Genomic DNA, 17484 nt, shown 5'->3' with positions numbered 1-17484 from the left:
GGCGCGCATGACGGCGTGCAGTCCGATCCGCTAGTTTCGAGTGGACGTTTTGCACTTCGCGTGCCCGACGCCACACTCTTTTTGTACGCTTCCAAAAAAACAACGACCATGGCCAATGACACGCTCGACACCGTCCTGATTGTCGAACCGAATTTCACCGGGCATCGCTGGCGTTACGCCGAGTGGGCAGCCGCGGCTTATATGGAAGCGGGGTACCGGTGCGTAATAGTGACCGACCCCGCCAACGCGGCGCATTCGCTCGCTGTGCGCATCACCCGCGAGAACCGGCCCGAATTGCAGATCCAGTTTGTCGAGCCGCTTGTCCATGGCCGCAGCGGCTTGGCGAAGGTCAGTTACGTGCGGTTCTTCCGCGATTTCAAACATGCATTCGACGCCGCCAGCCGCAACCGCAAGATCGCGCTGGTCGTGGTCCCTTACGTCGATTATTTCTTTTACTCGCTGCCATTCACGGGTTCGCCGTTTGGCGCAACACCGTGGGTGGGCATTACGATGCGGGCCAATTTTCATCACGCCAAGGTGGGCGTGAAGGCGCCGCGCGAACCGCTGGTCAACGCGATCAAGGCGCAGTTGTTTCAGCGCGCGATCCGCACGCCGGGGTTGAAGACCCTGCTGACCATCGACCCGACGCTGACCGAGTGGTGCACGCGCGCGGGTCATCAGGCGGCCCGTAGCGCGGCCGTCCAGTATCTCGCCGACCCATTCCCCGACGCGAAGGCCGCCGAGCCGCTGGCGGCCCGTCAGAGGCTCGGGCTTGGCACGGGCAAGCATGTGCTTGTGTATGGCGCAATCACCGAGCGCAAGGGGATTCAGGAGCTGGTCGCGGCGCTGGCGCAGCGCGCCGGTACCGATCAGCCAACGCTCGTGGTGGCCGGCGCACAGGACGACGAGACCCGGGCGTTTTTTGCATCGGCGGGCGCACTCTCGCCGCCGGCGGTTTTCATGGACCGGTTTATTACCGCCGAGGAAGAACTCGACCTGTTTTCCGCCTGCGATGTGGTCTGGCTTGGTTACAAAGGGCACTACGGCATGAGCGGCGTGCTAGTCCAGGCTTACCGGTTCGGCAAGCCCGTGGTCGCCACGGCCGACGGGCTGATCGGATGGTTCTGCCGGACCGGCGAACTGGGACCGGTGGTCGAGGATTTATCGGTTGCGTCGATCAATCGCGCTTTCGACAAGGTGTTCGGGGAGCACCCCTCCACAGCGCCGGCCGGGCCGCATTTGCTGGAACGCAATACGCTGAGCCACTTCAAGCAGACGCTGCGGCAGGCAATTGTTTAAAGCGAAGCTACCCGGCATCGAATGAGCGATCCCAAGAGCGCAGCCTGACCCGCGCTCAGCAAGCTGCGCCCCCTCCCTCCGGGAACGTCATGCGGCCCGATCATGCAGCGCCGTTGCCGGCCGCGCTGACGGCGCGAGGGTTGATAACCTCGCGCGGATCCGCCTTCGCATGGGTTCCTCGAAATACTGGAAGATCACGGCGCTCAGGCAGATCGAGAAAACCATGGCGATCCATCCGTTGGATTGCCTGAACCCCGCTATGAACGCCAGATGGGCCAACGGTACATGAATGAGGTAGAGCGAATAACTTGCCTCACCCAGGCGCACGAGCCAGCGTTGATTCAGGAGTCCGACGACCGGCCGTTCCAGCAAGACGAGGCCGAGTATGAGCGCGGCGAAGAACGGCGACTCCAGATAGTAGGCGGGCGAAACCGGGCGCCAGTATGCGAGCACCAGAATTGCAACAAGGGCTACTGAAATCAGTGCGACGCCGCGAGCGTGGAGCGAGGTGCCACGCGCGCGCAATTCATCAAACTTGATCGCGGTACACATGCCGATGACAAATTCGAACAGGTGCGTAACCGGGAATTCGGCGACGAGAAAGCCGTGGCGGCTGGCCGGAAGCGCATGCTGAAGAAACACGATCCACAGCCCCTGGAGTATCCAGAGTCCCGCACACAGAACGAACAACGTCTTCACTCGTATTGCTTCGAGCCTGCGCAGGAGCAGCGGAAAGAGCGCGTAGAAGAATGCTTCGCAGGAGATGCTCCACGAGGGCCCGTTCCACGGTTGATTGATCGCGGCGAACGGAAACCATGCGTTCAGAAGCAATAGCTGGCAGATCAGGCTGACGGCGAGCGAGATATAAATCGAATTCTTCAGCGCGTACCACTCGAGCATGAGCGATGCGTCGCCGCCGCTAAGCAGATAAGCGGTAACGAGCCCCGACAGAACGAGGGACAGAAGCACGACCGGATAGATTCGGGCGAAGCGGGCGACATAGAAACGCGCCGGGCCCTCGGTACCGATTGTTTTCCGGTACGTATAAGTCAGGATGAACCCGGAGAGCACGAAAAATAGTGACACGGCGGGCCGGCCGCCATCCACGAAATTAAAGAACCACTTGGGCAAGTTAAGCAAACCCAATTCGGTGAAATGCGATAACACCACCGTCAGGGCCGCAAAAAAGCGGATGCTGGTGAGCGCTGGCAGAACTCCGCCAGACTTACTTGTCGTAGTGCTCATGTCGACCCCTGTCGTTTGCTGGGAATGGTAGCAGTGCCAAGCTGCAAGGCAGTATCGGCATGGCGCAGTTCGGCTATTCTTTGGCGGCATTGCACTCGCAAAAGAAGCCGGCGAGCAGCGGTCCGGGCGGGCACCGCACAGTCGGGCGCCACACTGCGAATCCTGTCGACTTAAGTAATAAAGGAATGCGGTTTTTGAGAACGTCAGGTTCAACCGAAAACCGTCATCAAGCTCCTTCGGTGCCGTCAGCGGCTGCACCCCGCGCGGCCGGTACTCTGAGAGGAACCCTGACTAACCATTCCCGCGCCCACCGTGAACACGGCTCTTCAACTCGCCGCGCGGTAAACCGTGCACCCGCATACGCTGCGAGTGTTGCGACCACCATCGACACAGCAAAAACCAGCACGGCGTGATATTCGGCGAAATCATCGACTGCATCGATCTTGACCACGGCACGCACGCCAAGAATCGCGACGAAATGCCAGATATAAATGCCAAAGCTGTTACGTCCCAGGATCACCAGCGCAGGCCTGCGTAACGTCCGTGAAGAGACCCGCGTCAGCAACAGCATCAGCGCGGCAGTCGCCAGCGCCGCGAACGTCGGCGCAACGCCATGAGCCATCCCGCGTCCGGTACCGGCCAGGAACAACGCGGCGACCATGACTGCTCCGCCAGCCGCCAGCCATTTGCATGCGCGTAACGGCAACACCCTGTCGCCGGTCAAATAGTCTTTCGCCAGATGCCAGGTCCAGAAGCCGACGATAAAACACGGCAACTGCATAGGCGGCCAGAAATAGAAAAACTCGTTGTTCACTACGCGGCATGCCGGTCCGCCACCGCACGCGCCGAAATACCAGAACGACACCGAGAACAACGCGGTCAGCACGGAGACGGCCGTCAGCCCCCGCGTGGTCCGGCACAAGAACACCAGCGCCGGCGCGATCAGGTAGAAAAGCATCTCGACGCTGATCGACCAGCCGCCCGGAACAACACTGTCAGACGCCGACGGAACCCACCCATGAAGGAAGACGAGATTGAGGACGACATCGGAGAAACTGTGCGGCAACAGCATGTGGCCGTGCGCGCGAAGGGCCAGATGGTCGACAACCGCGTAACCACCAATCGCCAGGTAATAAAGCGGTGCGATCCGCGCAAAACGCTTTACATAGAAGTTGCGCAACACCTCGCGCGTTCCGCTCAAACGCTGCGCATCATGTTCGATTGAAGCGAAAATCGTGATCGCGCTGATCACGAAAAAACACTGCACGCCGTATTGGCCGAGATTGGCGAGCGTATCGAGCCACACAGGACTCTCCACCATCCAGGGTGCGAGGTGAACCGCAATCACACCGATCACGGCGAGCGTGCGGCCAACATCAAGCGCGGCGATGCGCGGTGCCTGTGTCATTGGCAAACCTCCGGGTCGTCCATGCACGACCTTCTATTGGGCATCGGATGCCAGGTATTCCCTGCCATGCATCCGAAGCAGCAGTAATGAAGTGCTTCCATGATCGTTCCGGACAAGGAGTTGGCACGGTCCGGGCAAGCGCCCGGACACTTCAGTCAATCAGGGGAGAGCCGCGCTTGATGCAAAGCGCGGTTTTAACAGACGCGCTCAGGACACGTGCGTGCTCACTACAGGCACTTCCATTTCGCCTTTGCGCTTGGCCGGGAACAGTGCATCACGAATCTTGAGGAACGGGAATTCGATAGCACGCGTAGTCACGTAGCCAATCACGATCGCGATGCAAAACTGCGCGCCCAATACCAGCGCCCAGGCAGCAAGCGAAGGAACATGCATGGCAGCCATCTTGCGGATCATGATGTCGGCAGGCGCGAGCGCCAGCGAATGCCACAGATAGATGCCGTACGAATACACACCGATCCACGCCACCACGCGATACGCAAGCGAATCTCGGATAGCCCCCGAGTATTCGACCGAGAGCACGATCGCGGCAGTAAAGCCGATCGCCTGGATCGTATAGCCAATACTTTCGTCAAGCGCATAGTGCGGTGTAGCCAGGACAAGCCACGCAATCAACACCGCCAACATGCTGAACAGCAGCCATTTCTGATTGGCGAATTTCTTGTAAACCTCGGGCTTCATCCAGTAGAAAGCGGCAAGGATCACGCCGAACAGCAAGCTGTCAATGCGGTACTGCGTCTGGAAGAACGCAGCATCCAGGTCGCCGTTCGACACCACCGCGCAACGCGCGAGCAGCACGATGCCGCAGATCCCGAGCAAGGTGCCGATGATCGCATTCGCCCCCACCTTGAAGCGCACGAACAGCAACAGCAGCGCGGGCAGAAAAAGATAGAAATGCTCTTCAACCGCGAGGCTCCAGGTCTGACTGATCGACGTGCCCAGGTAGTTCTGCATGTGCGTCAGGTTCTGGAACAGGAAGGTGTCCGTAGGATGGCGGCCGGCGAACACATGGAACAGGATCAGCACGTAATACGCGGGCCAGATCTTGAAGATGCGTCGGATGATGAAGCGCCGGGCATCAATCCGTCCCGCTTCCGAATATTGCTTCAGCAGCAGCCCGCCCACGAGAAAACCGCTCAACGTGAAGAACAGGTTGACACCCTCGCGGCCAAAACTTTTCAACGGATATTCAATCCAGCTGACAAACGCATAGCCGGTCTTGACCGAGTGAAAGTGAAAGCCCATTACGGCGATGATCGCAATGCCCCGGACGAAGTCGAGTTCGATCGATCGGTTCGATGTTTGTTGTGTACGTGGTTTGCCGAACAAGCCCATGGTGTTCCCCTTTTGCGGCGGCGCGTGTGCTCCGCGTTTCCGACCTGTCTTTCGGTATTTGTTCCCGACTCTCCTGGCGAAATCCGCCGCCGGCATGGAACGAGACCGCAGCCCAAACGCATGCAAACTGCGTTCAGACTGTCAGTCCCTGAATCTTCGTCTGAGCACTCCGGTTTCATCCGCCAACATCACGCCATTCACGGCCATGCACTGCGGGCTGTCGCACGCATGCGACGTCTTGTGCGGATTGCCTCGCGTTGCGCCACGGCAATCCGCAAGCAACAGGAAACCGTTGCAAAATCGCGCTCCGCCATGCGTTGCGTGCGGCGGCGCACATGTGCCAGCCCGTCGATTCAAGACGAAGACTAGTGCTTTACCGCCTCCCCGGATGCAGCCGATTCGGCCACTGCTATATTCCGAGCAACCAGCCAGCCGCCTCGGAAAAAGCGGGGGTGAACGACTATGGACGGCGCATCTGGCTCGCCGTGCGGCGAACGCGCGGAACGATTCATGCGGGTCGATTCATCCAGTTTCGACCCGCCGCTCCTTCACATCGGAAGTAAGCAGCCGTTTGAATCCGCCCCGGCCCGCCGACCCTGAGAATGGGTGCTGAAAAAGGGTACCGAACACGTTATGCGATGCATGCAACGGAAGGAATGCTTTCCGCAAGGCATGCTCAGGAAAACAGTCAGGCAGATATTGCCGGCATCCGGGCCAGGTCCCACGCGCCGCCGAACGTCGAAGTGTCCGCAGCGAAACCTCAAAACTGAGAGTTGAGAAGAGAGACAAGCCATGCGCAATAAATTCACGACTTTATGGATCTGGCTGCTGATATGCCCTCTCGCTTTCGACTACAAGGCGGGACTGGACGACGGCAGCCACGCAATGCAGATCATCATGACCCTGCCGGTGCTCGGCGCCGGGCTCATCCTGTGGCTGATCGCGCCAAGCTTCACGCAGCGCTCGCGCTTCCGTTCGATCATTACGGCCGGAACCGTCGCGACCGTGGCCGGCAGCATCGTGGCCCAGCTCATGCAAGACAATGACTTCGGCAACTACCTGCGCACCCTGCTGCCTTTCGGGCTGTTCCTGCTTGGCTACCTGGCCGCATGCCGGCCGTGGCGAGGCGACCGGCTCGAGCAGTTCGAGAAGGCGTTGTTCTGGTCGATGGCCCTCTCGCTCGTCTTCAGCTTCGCCTACGGCATGGCGACCAGCGGCGGCCCGCTCGACGACGTGCGCTACCGGATCATATCGGCGACCTTCCTCGGCTTGCAGGGCGTCCTCCTGCATCAGTTCGTGATCGCCAAACGCTTCACCATGATCAACCTCGCCCTCTTCCTCGGCACGATCCTGATCGAGCTGCTGAGCGTGACCCGAAGCCTGCTGGTGGGCACCGTCCTGCTGTTTGTCTTCGCTACGTGGCTCTCGGCGCCGTCGGCGCGGCACCTGGCCAAGGCGGGCATGCGTGCCGTCTTGACCGGCTTGCTGCTCGCCGCGATGACGGCCGGCGCGGCCATGTTTTTCCCCGATGTCGCCGATCACTGGGCGCAACGGATCTACGCGTCGAAAGAGACGACTTCAGGCATGGACCCGACCACCATCACGCGTCTTGCGGAGATGAAGGATCAGTACGATCAGGTCACGTCCACGCCGTCAGCGCTGATCGCCGGCAAGGGCTATGGCGCGGTCTATCACTATTCGCCCGACTATCTGCCCGACCTCGCCGGCCAGATTTCCAAGAAGGACTTCTACGCAATCCGCGAATTTGCCGCAGGCCACAACTTCTGGGTGTACCAGTTCTTCGCCGGCGGCCTGCTGTTCGGTCTCTGGATGCCGCTTGCGATACTGCTTGCACTGGGCCTTGGCGGGATCGCGTATCGCGTGTGGCGGCGGCGCGCGCCGGACCTGCTATACCTGCCCGTGATGGGACGTTCGCTGCTGCTGCTCGCAGGCTTGCCGGCGATGTCGATCGGCGGCAATCCGCTCGGTCCGCGTTACTCCGGTCTCGTGTTCGGCGTCGCGCTCGGTCTGCTGGTCGCCACTTATACGCGCCTCTCGTATGCCATGCAAGAACGAGACGCCAAGCGCCGCGCGCAACAAGGAGTCCCGAAGAAACGCCGGCCCGGGACACCCGCGCCGGCTCCCAGCGTCACACCCGTTACCCCTGTCACGCCTGTCACTCCCGTCGCCATGCCGACGCCCGTCTCGGCGCATGCACCCGCGCTGAACGAAGGCCGCGACCCCACGGGCACGATGTCGAGGTTTACATCGGCATGAAGATCGAGCCGGCCCGGGTGGCCGGCTAACGATCCATATCGATCCATATTGACCCGCATCGATCCACCGATCAATCACCGAAGCGACGCCCCGCAATGAAGATCCTGCATTTGTTATCGACCATCGACCCGCGTGCGGGCGGTCCGACCGAAGGCGTCCGGCAAAGCGGCGTCGACATGACGGCGCTCGGCCATGAAGTGGAAGTCGTCACGCTCGACGACCCCGCCGCGCCCTGGCTCGCCGCGTTCCCGCTGAGCGTGCATGCGCTCGGTCCGTCGCGTGGCAACTATGGCCTGACGCCGCATCTCGTGCCCTGGCTCAAAAGCCACGCCGCGCGGTTCGATGCCGTGATCATCAATGGCCTGTGGCAATACCACAGCTATGGTGCGTGGAAGGCCCTGCGCGAGCTGGACGTGCCTTACTACGTGTTCCCGCATGGCATGCTCGATCCGTGGTTCAAGCGGACCTATCCGCTTAAGCACCTGAAGAAATCCCTGTACTGGCCGTGGGCGGAATATCGCGTGCTGCGTGATGCGAGGCGCGTGTTGTTCACCGCCGAAGAAGAGCGCGTGCTCGCTCGGCAATCGTTCCGGCTGTATCGGGCAAACGAGGAAGTCGTGGCCTTCGGCACCACCCCGCCACCGGCATTTTCCGCACCAGTGCGCGATGCCTTTCTCGCGGCGTATCCTGAACTCGCGGGCAAGCGCCTGCTGCTGTTTCTCGGCCGCCTTCACGAAAAGAAAGGCTGCGATCTGCTGGTCAAGGCATTCGCCGAGGTCCGGAATATCGATCCTTCCGCGCATCTGGTGATGGCCGGTCCCGACAGTGGCGAATGGACACCCGCGCTGCAAAAGCTCGCCGCCGAACTGGGTATTGCCGATCGCATCACGTGGACCGGCATGCTGCTCGGCGATATGAAGTGGGGAGCGTTCCAGGCAAGCGATGCATTCATCCTGCCGTCGCATCAGGAGAACTTCGGCATTGCAGTGGCTGAAGCACTGGGCTGCGGACTGCCGGCGCTGATCTCGGACAAGGTGAATATCTGGCGCGAAGTGGAAGCGGACGGCGCGGGTTTTGTGGCATCGGATACGGTCGCCGGGACGGTATCGAGCCTCAGGCACTGGCTTGAACTGGAGCCGTCGCTCGCGGCTGCCATGCGCACCCAGGCGATGCAGACTTTCCATCGGCGCTTCACGGTCGAAGCCATGTCGAAAGATCTGCTGCGGGTGTTGCAGGCCGGCGCCAGAGACAGCGGCGGCGCGGTGGGGAAGCGCCCATTGACCGTGTAAAGCGCGTTTCCTCTTAGCGTTCGGCAAAAAAGAAACCCGCCCGTGGAGTCATCCACCGGCGGGTCTTTTATCGGCTATGAATATCGGGCAGCCAACCAGATCTGCCCGATACCCGAACCGCCCTACTTCTTCGCCATGAAGGCCAGATCCGAAGGCGAGCGCAACGTCGATGCGGCGAACGGCATGCTGGAGTCTTCGGACGCCCGGCGCTCCGCGCCCGCGCCAATCGACGTCACTGACGCAAGTGGCGAAATCTCGCCCCGCAGCGCCTTCAGCACATGCTCGGAAAGCCGCAACGTCATTGCCGCGATCGTGATGGTCGGAAAATTCGCACCGACCGTCGGAAATACAGAGCTGCCAGCCACATACAGATTGCTCATGCCGTGCACTTGGCAATTGCGATCGACCACGCCTTGCTTGGCCGAATCGTGCATGCGGGTCGTGCCCATGTGATGCCACGTGCCCTCCAGCTGCGCCGGCCACGGCTTGCCTTCAAGCGGCTCGTCGAGTTGCACGTCGGCCACGCCAGTTCGCTGCATTTCTTCCGCCAGCAGGGTGACGGTGCGATCGAAGGTGCGCTTGGCCAGCTCGGTCAGTTGCCAGTCCACCTTCACGCGGTTCATGCCGAGCGCATCTTTTTGCAACGACAGCGTCACGCGGCTGTCGCGATTAGGCTCCGCTTCCACGATGGTCTGGAACTTGACGTCGGTGATCAGCGGACGCGGTTGCAACAGGCGCGCGAGACCGAAGCAGGCCGTGTCCACGGGATGCCTCGCCATGGTCAGCAGGTCCTGCGAGAAGTTCCAGTCCGGCTGATCCTTCTGCAGCACTGCCTGCTTGCAGCGCACCAGCGCTTCGGCGCCTTCCGTGTTTTCACCGCGAAACACCGAATAGAACCACACGCGGGCATTGAGCAGGCGCTCGCGTTCGAGCACCTTCTGCGTCAGCGCGAATTGCGACGAGATGAACTGCCCGTGCGCGGAGACCGATGCATTCTGATAGTGATACTTGATGTCGTAGAGCTTGTTGCGCGCCCACGGCTTCTTGAACTTGATGCTGCCCTGCATGGTGCGCGGGTGGTCCATGAAATAGCGGCCCACCAGGTCGTTGCCATTGCCCAGGCCCTCGGCCTGCACCTTGTTCGATGCAAGCAGCAACCGTGCGTTTTCAATGCCGCCGGTCGCCAGCACGAAGATCTTCGCCGCCACGGTGAAACGCCGGCCGCTCAGCGTGCCGACCTCGATACGCGTGACATGCCGCGCTTCGGTGTCGGTATCAATGTTCATGGCGTTGGCGTTGAGAAGCACGCGCACATGCGACGAGCGCTCGAGCACGGCCTTGTACACCTTGCCGAAACGCACCGGCGGGCTGAACTGCGAAATCGTGTCGCGGACGGTGCCGCTTGGCAGCGGATGACGCCTGACGTCATCGCGGCCAATGGCGGCTTCCCAGTAGGCCGGATCGAAATTGTTTTCGCCGAGCTTGAGCAAGCCATGCGTGCGGGCATAGTAGGGACGCAATTCGTCGAGCCCGAAAGGCCAGCCGCTATCGTTCACCCAGTCGCGCTTTTCGAAGTCCCATGAATCGAGCGGACGGCACCAGCCGCCCCAGCAATTGCTGCTGCCGCCCAGGAAACGGCTGCGGCTGCCATCCGCGTATGTGTAAGGAATCCCGACGTTCTCGCCGCGATACAGATCGCGCGTGGCATCGTCCGGCTTGTAGCCACCGCTCTCCAGCAGAACAGTGTCTATGCCGTGCTTATCCATTTCGAGCGCCAGTGTGATCCCGGCAACCCCGGCCCCGATGATGCAGACTGTGGTCTCAATTACCGCGCGCTGCTCAACATTCCGGCTGTCAATGAACATTCCCCGTGCTCCCTCTCGTGTGCAGCGGTTCGCACACTTGTTGTGTTCGTTCTCCGCTGTCGTCACCCGTTGTTGAAACGCTTCGCTGCCGGTGCTGTTCCGCGCGGCCATCATGCCGCCGGCATCCGACAGGTGTCGGTCCCCAATTCATCCACGAAGCACTACGAGTCTCGGTCGAAATTACTTGCAGCCAGGAAGCCTTGCCAAGCCTTACCTGCGTGTAATAATCGTCGGACTCTTGCTTCGTCACCCGCCAAGATAAAGGCACAGACAGCCAAAAGCGCGCTGGTCGACGCGCCTCGCATACAGTGCAAATTTATTTCCCGGCGGCGCCCTTTTCTGGTGCTATACGTTGAACCGCTTTCTGATAAATCGCACCGGATTCCCGCCATATACACCTTCTGCATCCAGCGACCGATGCACCACCGACAGCGGCGTCACCACTGTCGAGCGGCCGATGGTCACGCCCATTTGTACGACACACCTCGATGTAATCCACACGCCGTCCTCTATCACAATGGGCGCGACGCGCAAATCCATGTTGCTTTCCAGATCGTGTGAGCCGGTGGTGAGGAATGCTTCCTGCGAGATGCATACGTTCGAGCCGATCCGGATCAGCGCCTGGTTGTAGATCCACGCGTTTACACCGAACCAACAGTTGTCGCCCACCTCGAGATTCCACGGCGCCTTCACGCGAATCGGATGAGGCATCCGGCAACCTGAACCAATACGCGCGCCAAAGCGGCGCAACAGCCAGACGCGTACAGCCGATACCGGTATGAACTTGTTATTGATGACCGCGGCTTCGAGAAAGAACCACACGATCTCCGTCAGCACGCCACGCCGGGCCACGTAGTTGCCCTTGCCCGCCATACTGAGGTCGATGACCTTGCCGCTGGCCGTGCTTGCGCCATTGAAGCGCGCTGTGCCTTCGGTCGACGCCTGGCCAGCGTGATGTTCGCGTTGATTGGGGGTGGTCTTGTCTTTAGCCACCTGGTCCTCAACGCAAGGTTCGTCGATTGTATTGAGCATGATTACCGGCCCCCGAGCCCATAGCGGCGCATTGCACGTATTGCTAAACCAAACTGGATCACAGCGCCGCATGAAAGGATTATCTGCGATACGTCTTACCGCTCTCGTGCGGCAACCCACTAATGGCCGCAAGGGAAAGACTTTTGGCGGTATCTGCATGAGCGTGCGCGCAAAGATTTGCTACCTTGAAACAAGGGGTGGCAACCGCTCGACACCGCGCCGTCTTTGGGATAACAATCAATCTTCATACTCGCCGATTCTTCGGAGCGCATCATGAAATCAATCAATCGCAAACCTTCGCTTCATCGCGTACTCGCCCTGCTGCTTGCGAGCGCCGCGTGCTCGGCATTGCCTGCCGCCCATGCAGCGGGAGCCGCCGACGCAGGCACGCGCGACTTCACGTCCGAAGAGAAGCTGCTGGGCGGCCCTGACACCTATGGAGCCGGCTATGCCGATCCCTATGGCCAGGCACCCGGCGCCAACGGGGCTAACGGCGCCAACCGCGCAAAGGCCGGCGGGGCCGCCACGTCCGCTGAAAAGATGATGACCAACAACGCGGACCCGACCCAGACCAACGCGTCGTTCGTCACGCCCGGCTCGGTAGCCATGAAGCGTGGTGCGCGCGTACAAGTAAAGGACGCAACCGGCACGCCCGAAGACGCGGCACGGTCCGTGTACGGCACGACCGGCCTCAAGCCGGCTGGCAAAAAAACAACGGAGATCTATCGATCTCCGTATTGAGTGTTGTCGTGTTTGGGCCTGCTTCGAATAACGCCTGTCACATGCGCAGTGAAACAGGCAGTGAAGCAGGCAACCCGGCCAGCTTCACCGGCTTGAGCGCGCCGTACCGGACGTCGCCGCCGGTTGCCGCAAGTCAATAATCAATCGATCTTCTCGATCTCCACCAGCGTCACTGCGGAAGTTGCCGTGGACGGAGCGCTTGCCGTGCTCGCGGCCTTCGCTTCCTTGCGTTCGTTCAGGCGTGCCGCGGCACCTTCGCCCCTTAATACACGCAGCTTTTCATCCAGCCGCCCGAGCACCCAGACCGGCGATAAATTCAGCTCCGCAAATGCACGGCCTTCAGCGCCGAGAATCGCACGCCGCTCCGGATCCGCCACGAGCGTCTCGATAGCATCGGATAAAGCCTGCACATTTTCTGGCGGCACGACCACACCGCGCGGCGTCACGACGTTATAAAGCTCCGTCCCGGGACGCGCCATTGCCACCACCACGCGACCGCTCGCGAACATGCCCGTGAGCTTGGACGGCATCACGAGATCGGACGCATCGCCGCGTTGCGGGAGCACGTGGATATCGGCGAGATTGAGCAATTCGTTCAGGCGTTCGACCGGTTGCAGCGCCATGAACCGGCAATTGGACAAATGCTCGCAGCACTTCTCCAGCTCCGCCTTGGTCGCGCCATTGCCGCAGAACACGAACACGATGTCCTGGCGTGCAGCCAGCGCAGCAGCCGCACCCGCCAGCACCTCAATGCCCTGCTTCGCCCCCATGTTGCCGGAGTAAAGCACGACCTTCGCGTTCTCGGCTATGTTCAGTTCATCGCGAAACTTGTTCACCCGATCGAGCGGATAGATGGTGCTGATATCCACCCAGTTCGGCAGGCGGAACACGCTGGAAGGGGCAACGCCCTTCGCAATCGCGCGCTCGACCATCTTGTCGGAAATCGTGGAGACAACGTTGAACCGGCGCAGAAGTGCGCTCTCGACCGCACGCGCAAAGCGTCCTGCACGCGCACTCTTGAGCAAGCCGAGGTCGAACGCCGCATCTACTTCGAAATCCTGAATATGCAGCCACGAATTAGCGCCCATCAAACGCGCCAGCACGAGCGCGGCCGGCGCGTTCAGCATGGTCGGCGCAATCGACATCACGACGTCGGGCCGCCACCACGCCTGCATGATCAGCGCAGGCAGCGAGGCCACCGCGAATGAAGCGAGATGGACCATGCGTTTGAGACCGCTCGGACGGGCCGGAACCCACAGCGGCGAACGCCAGACGCGCACCTGGTTGCGTGTTTCGCGCGAACCGCGCGAGCCCGAATAACCTTTCGCGATCTTCCATTCCGGATAATACGGAGGCGCGCACACGACATGAACGTCGTGCCCCTGCTGCTGCAAAGCCTCCGCCATCTCGGCGGTGTATTTGCCTGTCCCAGTTAACTCGGGCGCGTAGTTGAGCCCGTAGATAAGGATTCTCATCGTGCCTCCGCTTCCGCCGGACGAATATGCGCCGCCGGAAAGGACTTTTGCGAAACATCAGCCGCGGGAGCACGCCCGCGCAATCGCGCTTCGGTGATCATGCGTGCCTCTCTGGGTTCTGTAATTAATCGGCCGTCGCAAGGATCCACGGTCAGTCGCTGAGCATCATCGCGCAGCCCCGCGCAATGTTCGCTGCGGCAGACGGCGGATCGAATCGCTGGATCACGTCCATGCATTGCTTCGCCGCGCCTGCCGTGTCGGCGAAAGCCTCGATCGACTTGAGCATCGTACGTTGCATGGCCGGCACGTCGCCCGCCGGAAACGCATAACCCGACACCCCGTCGATCACCAGTTCCGGTACGCAGCCGCAACTCTCGCTCACCACCGAAGGACAGCCGTGGCTAAGCGCCTCGTTGACCACCAGTCCCCAAGGTTCGCTCATGCTCGGCAACACCATGCAGGTAGCGCTGAAGTATTCGACCGACAACGGTTCGTCCTGCAGGCTGCCCAGGAACGTAATGGAACCGGACAGGCCCATTGAAGCCACCTTCGCCTTGAGTTCGTCGCCCATGGGGCCGGTGCCGACAATGCGCAGCGCTGCATCGGGAATGCGCTCCTTCAAACCGCGGAATGCGTCGATCAGCGTACCAATGCCCTTCTCCGGCGACAGCCGGCCGACATACAGGAAAATGGGCTTGTTGCCGGCGCGGTAATGCAGCCGGTCCGGCAGCGCGCGCTCCGGCGAAAACGAGCGCGGCAATGCGGCAGCCTGGCACGGGATGAAGATCTTTTCCTGCTTCGCACCAAGCGACATCAAATACTCGCGGCTGCGTTCGCCGAACCCGAAATAACCGTCGCATAGCGAGAAAAACACGCGCTTCGGAATGGACGTCATCATCCTGCGCGGCCGGTCGCGTCCGGTCGAATCGACGAACACGGCACGACGCTTGCCCGTCAGGATGCACGCGGCCATCATCGCCCAGTACTCAGGGCGGTGATAACCCGGCAGCACCACCAGGTCCGTCTTCGCCTTCAGCACTTCCCACGTAAGCCGCGCCGTCATGCGCCAGGTCGGCACGTCTTCATAGCAGCCGTTGTAGAGCTTGCGCATGGGATAGCTGTGGAACGAATAGTCCACGTCGGAAAAGCCGATGCGGTCATGCTCGGTATCGGCAATCTGGACCATCGAATACTTGATCGAACCGGACCCGGAGATGTTGTGCAGCGCGGACAGCACCGCACCTTTGTGCCGCGACCAGACGACGTTATGAAAAATAGTGACCGTAGCGTTCATTTTGTAGTTATCCCTGGTTGGTAGCGCGCATGTGCGAGGCGTTTCATCAACTTCAGGCTCATGCGTGTGCCGGTTGCTGGCTCAGCGCCTCATAGCGCTGCAGGAAATCCTGGTAGGTCGCCCGGATGCCCTGCTCAAGCCCCGTCGATGCCACCCAGCCCATCTCGGCCAGCTTCGACACATCCAGCAGCTTTCTCATGGTGCCGTCCGGCTTGCTCGCGTCGAACACGAGCTGGCCCTGGAAACCGACCACGCGGCAGATCGTCTCCGCCAGATCGCGAATGGACAGGTCCTCGCCCACGCCCACGTTGAACAGGCCTTCGGTGCGTCCGCTTTCCATCAGGAACACGGCGGCCCCGGCCAGATCGTCCACGTGCATGAACTCGCGGCGCGGCGTGCCCGATCCCCATACGGTCAGCGCGCTTTCGCCGTTCAGCTTCGCTTCGTGCGCCTTGCGGATCAGCGCCGGCAGCACGTGGCTGCTCTTCAGGTCATAGTTGTCGTTCGGACCGTAGAGATTCGTCGGCATCAGCGAGATGAACTTGCAACCGTATTGACGGTTATAAGCTTCGCAGAGCTTCAGTCCGGCGATCTTCGCGATGGCGTACGCCTCGTTGGTCGGCTCGAGCGGCGAGCTCAGCAGGTACTCTTCCTTGATCGGCTGCGGACAGGCCTTCGGATAGATGCAGGACGAGCCGAAGAACACCAGCTTCGACACATTCCAGCGGCAGGCCGCATGAATCACGTTGGTTTCGATCGTGAGGTTCTCGTAAATGAACGACGCCGGCAGCGTCGAATTCGCGAGAATGCCGCCGACCTTCGCCGCCGCGAGCAACACCACGTCAATGCTTTCCTTCTCGAAGAACATGTTGACCCCGACCTGGTCAGTCAGGTCGAGTTGCGACTTGGTCCGCGTGATGATGTTGCGATAACCCTCGCTGGTCAGGCGCCGGACCAGCGCCGAGCCGACCATGCCGCGGTGACCCGCTACGAAAATGCGTGCGTTTTTATCCATGATGTTCACTCGTGGTGTTCAAGCGCTTTGAATCCGGCGAGCGTGACGAGGGCGTCGCGCCGTGCCATCTGAAAATCGGAACGAACCATTTCCTTCACGAGCGAGGAGAAGGTCGTCGTCGGGCGCCAGCCCAGTTTTGCGTGTGCCTTAGACGGATCGCCGAGCAGCGTTTCCACTTCCGTCGGACGGAAATAGCGCGGGTCCACGCGCACGATCACATCGCCCTTCGTCATCTTCGTTTCGCGCCCCTCGACCCGGTCCACAATGCCCACTTCGTCCACGCCTTCACCTTCGAAGCGCATGTGGACGCCGAGCTCCGCCGCCGCCTGGATCACGAATTCACGCACGCTGTGCTGCTCGCCCGTGGCAATCACGAAGTCTTCCGGCTGGTCCTGCTGCAACATCAGCCACTGCATCTCGACGTAGTCGCGCGCATGGCCCCAGTCGCGCATGGCGGACAGGTTGCCGAGGTACATCTCGTCCTGCATGCCGACCGCGATACGCGCAAGCGCCCGCGTGATCTTGCGCGTGACAAAGGTCTCGCCGCGCACGGGAGACTCGTGGTTGAACAGGATGCCGTTGCACGCGTACATGCCATACGCTTCGCGATAGTTCACCGTCATCCAGTACGCGTACAGCTTGGCGGCCGCATACGGGCTGCGCGGATAGAACGGCGTGGTTTCCTTCTGCGGCGACTCCTGCACGAGACCGTAGAGTTCGGACGTCGATGCCTGGTAGAAACGCGCCTTCTTCTCCATGCCGAGAATGCGGATCGCCTCGAGCATGCGCAGCGCGCCGAGACCGTCGGCGTTCGCCGTGTATTCCGGCTCCTCGAACGACACCTGCACGTGGCTCTGCGCCCCGAGGTTATAGATCTCGTCGGGCTCCGTGCGCTGAACGATGCGCATGATGCTCGACGTATCGGTCAGGTCGCCGTGATGCAGGACGAACTTGCGATCCGACTCATGCGGATCGCTATACAGGTGGTCGATGCGGTCCGTATTGAACAGTGAACTACGGCGCTTGATGCCGTGTACCTCGTAGCCTTTTGCAAGCAGCAGCTCGGCCAGGTAAGAGCCGTCTTGCCCGGTGATGCCGGTGATCAAAGCAACCTTGCGTTTCATCGTGTGCCTCTCGTGTCTCGGATTGGATGCGGCGCGCCATCAAGCGCGCCGCGCCGCAACGTTGTTT

Annotated in this window: 13 protein-coding genes; 4 read left to right on the top strand and 9 right to left on the bottom strand. The window is 61.0% G+C overall.

Translation table 11 applies throughout. The annotated features are described in order from the left end of the window. Positions 1–108: 108 nt before the first annotated feature. Positions 109–1299 carry a glycosyltransferase gene (locus ABH944_RS20595; protein ID WP_404609516.1) on the top strand — a complete coding sequence of 397 codons (1191 nt, stop codon included), beginning with the start codon at positions 109–111 and terminating at the stop codon, positions 1297–1299. 87 nt (positions 1300–1386) lie between these two features. On the opposite strand, the gene ABH944_RS20590 is transcribed toward ABH944_RS20595, so the two are convergent. The 3 genes from ABH944_RS20590 to ABH944_RS20580 form a co-directional block, all read right to left on the bottom strand. Continuing rightward, positions 1387–2544, bottom strand: a complete 1158-nt coding sequence (locus ABH944_RS20590; protein ID WP_404609517.1) for an acyltransferase family protein — start codon at positions 2542–2544, stop codon at positions 1387–1389. Between the two features lie 226 nt (positions 2545–2770). Beyond that, a complete protein-coding gene (locus ABH944_RS20585) occupies positions 2771–3952 on the bottom strand; it encodes an acyltransferase family protein (RefSeq protein WP_404609518.1) in 1182 nt (393 codons plus the stop codon). Positions 3953–4159: 207 nt separating this feature from the next. Continuing rightward, a complete protein-coding gene (locus tag ABH944_RS20580; RefSeq protein ID WP_404609519.1) occupies positions 4160–5305 on the bottom strand; it encodes an acyltransferase family protein in 1146 nt (381 codons plus the stop codon). Positions 5306–6097: 792 nt separating this feature from the next. Here ABH944_RS20580 and ABH944_RS20575 point away from each other — a divergent pair. Further along, positions 6098–7582: a hypothetical protein gene (locus ABH944_RS20575; RefSeq protein ID WP_404609520.1), complete on the top strand. Its 1485-nt coding sequence runs from the start codon at positions 6098–6100 to the stop codon at positions 7580–7582. Positions 7583–7677: 95 nt separating this feature from the next. Next, a complete protein-coding gene (locus ABH944_RS20570) occupies positions 7678–8871 on the top strand; it encodes a glycosyltransferase (RefSeq protein ID WP_404609521.1) in 1194 nt (397 codons plus the stop codon). A 122-nt stretch (positions 8872–8993) separates the two neighbouring features. Here the strand turns inward: ABH944_RS20570 and ABH944_RS20565 are convergent, their stop codons facing one another. Both ABH944_RS20565 and ABH944_RS20560 read right to left on the bottom strand, forming a co-directional pair. Continuing rightward, complete coding sequence (locus tag ABH944_RS20565; RefSeq protein ID WP_404609522.1) at positions 8994–10736, bottom strand: GMC oxidoreductase; 1743 nt, start codon at positions 10734–10736, stop codon at positions 8994–8996. Positions 10737–11081: 345 nt separating this feature from the next. Then, entirely contained in the window at positions 11082–11768 is a 687-nt protein-coding gene (locus tag ABH944_RS20560) for an LbetaH domain-containing protein (RefSeq protein WP_404609523.1), read from the bottom strand. Between the two features lie 273 nt (positions 11769–12041). On the opposite strand from ABH944_RS20560, the gene ABH944_RS20555 reads away from it, so the two are divergent. Next, positions 12042–12509, top strand: a complete 468-nt coding sequence (locus ABH944_RS20555; RefSeq protein ID WP_404609524.1) for a hypothetical protein — start codon at positions 12042–12044, stop codon at positions 12507–12509. 140 nt (positions 12510–12649) lie between these two features. On the opposite strand, the gene ABH944_RS20550 is transcribed toward ABH944_RS20555, so the two are convergent. The 4 genes from ABH944_RS20550 to gmd all read right to left on the bottom strand — a co-directional run bounded on the left by ABH944_RS20550 (position 12650) and on the right by gmd (position 17417). Next, positions 12650–13984, bottom strand: coding sequence for a glycosyltransferase WbuB (locus ABH944_RS20550; RefSeq protein ID WP_404609525.1), 1335 nt, complete (start codon positions 13982–13984; stop codon positions 12650–12652). A gap of 151 nt (positions 13985–14135) precedes the next feature. After that, complete coding sequence (locus tag ABH944_RS20545; protein WP_123677602.1) at positions 14136–15278, bottom strand: glycosyltransferase family 4 protein; 1143 nt, start codon at positions 15276–15278, stop codon at positions 14136–14138. A gap of 58 nt (positions 15279–15336) precedes the next feature. Continuing rightward, entirely contained in the window at positions 15337–16293 is a 957-nt protein-coding gene (locus ABH944_RS20540) for a GDP-L-fucose synthase family protein (protein WP_404609526.1), read from the bottom strand. Between the two features lie 5 nt (positions 16294–16298). Further along, entirely contained in the window at positions 16299–17417 is a 1119-nt protein-coding gene (gene gmd / locus ABH944_RS20535; protein ID WP_404609527.1) for a GDP-mannose 4,6-dehydratase, read from the bottom strand. Positions 17418–17484 lie beyond the last annotated feature (67 nt).

Origin of the sequence: Caballeronia udeis, assembly GCF_044909315.1 — a bacterium.
In the GTDB taxonomy this organism is placed as follows: domain Bacteria; phylum Pseudomonadota; class Gammaproteobacteria; order Burkholderiales; family Burkholderiaceae; genus Caballeronia; species Caballeronia udeis_A.
This window is presented reverse-complemented; position numbering and strand designations above follow the sequence as displayed.

What these genes read in the sequence shown, in the direction of transcription:
- ABH944_RS20595 (WP_404609516.1), top strand. Translation starts at nt 109, where the DNA reads ATGGCCAATGACACGCTCGACACCGTCCTGATTGTCGAACCGAATTTC.
- ABH944_RS20590 (WP_404609517.1), bottom strand. Translation starts at nt 2,544, where the DNA reads ATGAGCACTACGACAAGTAAGTCTGGCGGAGTTCTGCCAGCGCTCACC.
- ABH944_RS20585 (WP_404609518.1), bottom strand. Translation starts at nt 3,952, where the DNA reads ATGACACAGGCACCGCGCATCGCCGCGCTTGATGTTGGCCGCACGCTC.
- ABH944_RS20580 (WP_404609519.1), bottom strand. Translation starts at nt 5,305, where the DNA reads ATGGGCTTGTTCGGCAAACCACGTACACAACAAACATCGAACCGATCG.
- ABH944_RS20575 (WP_404609520.1), top strand. Translation starts at nt 6,098, where the DNA reads ATGCGCAATAAATTCACGACTTTATGGATCTGGCTGCTGATATGCCCT.
- ABH944_RS20570 (WP_404609521.1), top strand. Translation starts at nt 7,678, where the DNA reads ATGAAGATCCTGCATTTGTTATCGACCATCGACCCGCGTGCGGGCGGT.
- ABH944_RS20565 (WP_404609522.1), bottom strand. Translation starts at nt 10,736, where the DNA reads ATGTTCATTGACAGCCGGAATGTTGAGCAGCGCGCGGTAATTGAGACC.
- ABH944_RS20560 (WP_404609523.1), bottom strand. Translation starts at nt 11,768, where the DNA reads ATGCTCAATACAATCGACGAACCTTGCGTTGAGGACCAGGTGGCTAAA.
- ABH944_RS20555 (WP_404609524.1), top strand. Translation starts at nt 12,042, where the DNA reads ATGAAATCAATCAATCGCAAACCTTCGCTTCATCGCGTACTCGCCCTG.
- ABH944_RS20550 (WP_404609525.1), bottom strand. Translation starts at nt 13,984, where the DNA reads ATGAGAATCCTTATCTACGGGCTCAACTACGCGCCCGAGTTAACTGGG.
- ABH944_RS20545 (WP_123677602.1), bottom strand. Translation starts at nt 15,278, where the DNA reads ATGAACGCTACGGTCACTATTTTTCATAACGTCGTCTGGTCGCGGCAC.
- ABH944_RS20540 (WP_404609526.1), bottom strand. Translation starts at nt 16,293, where the DNA reads ATGGATAAAAACGCACGCATTTTCGTAGCGGGTCACCGCGGCATGGTC.
- gmd (WP_404609527.1), bottom strand. Translation starts at nt 17,417, where the DNA reads ATGAAACGCAAGGTTGCTTTGATCACCGGCATCACCGGGCAAGACGGC.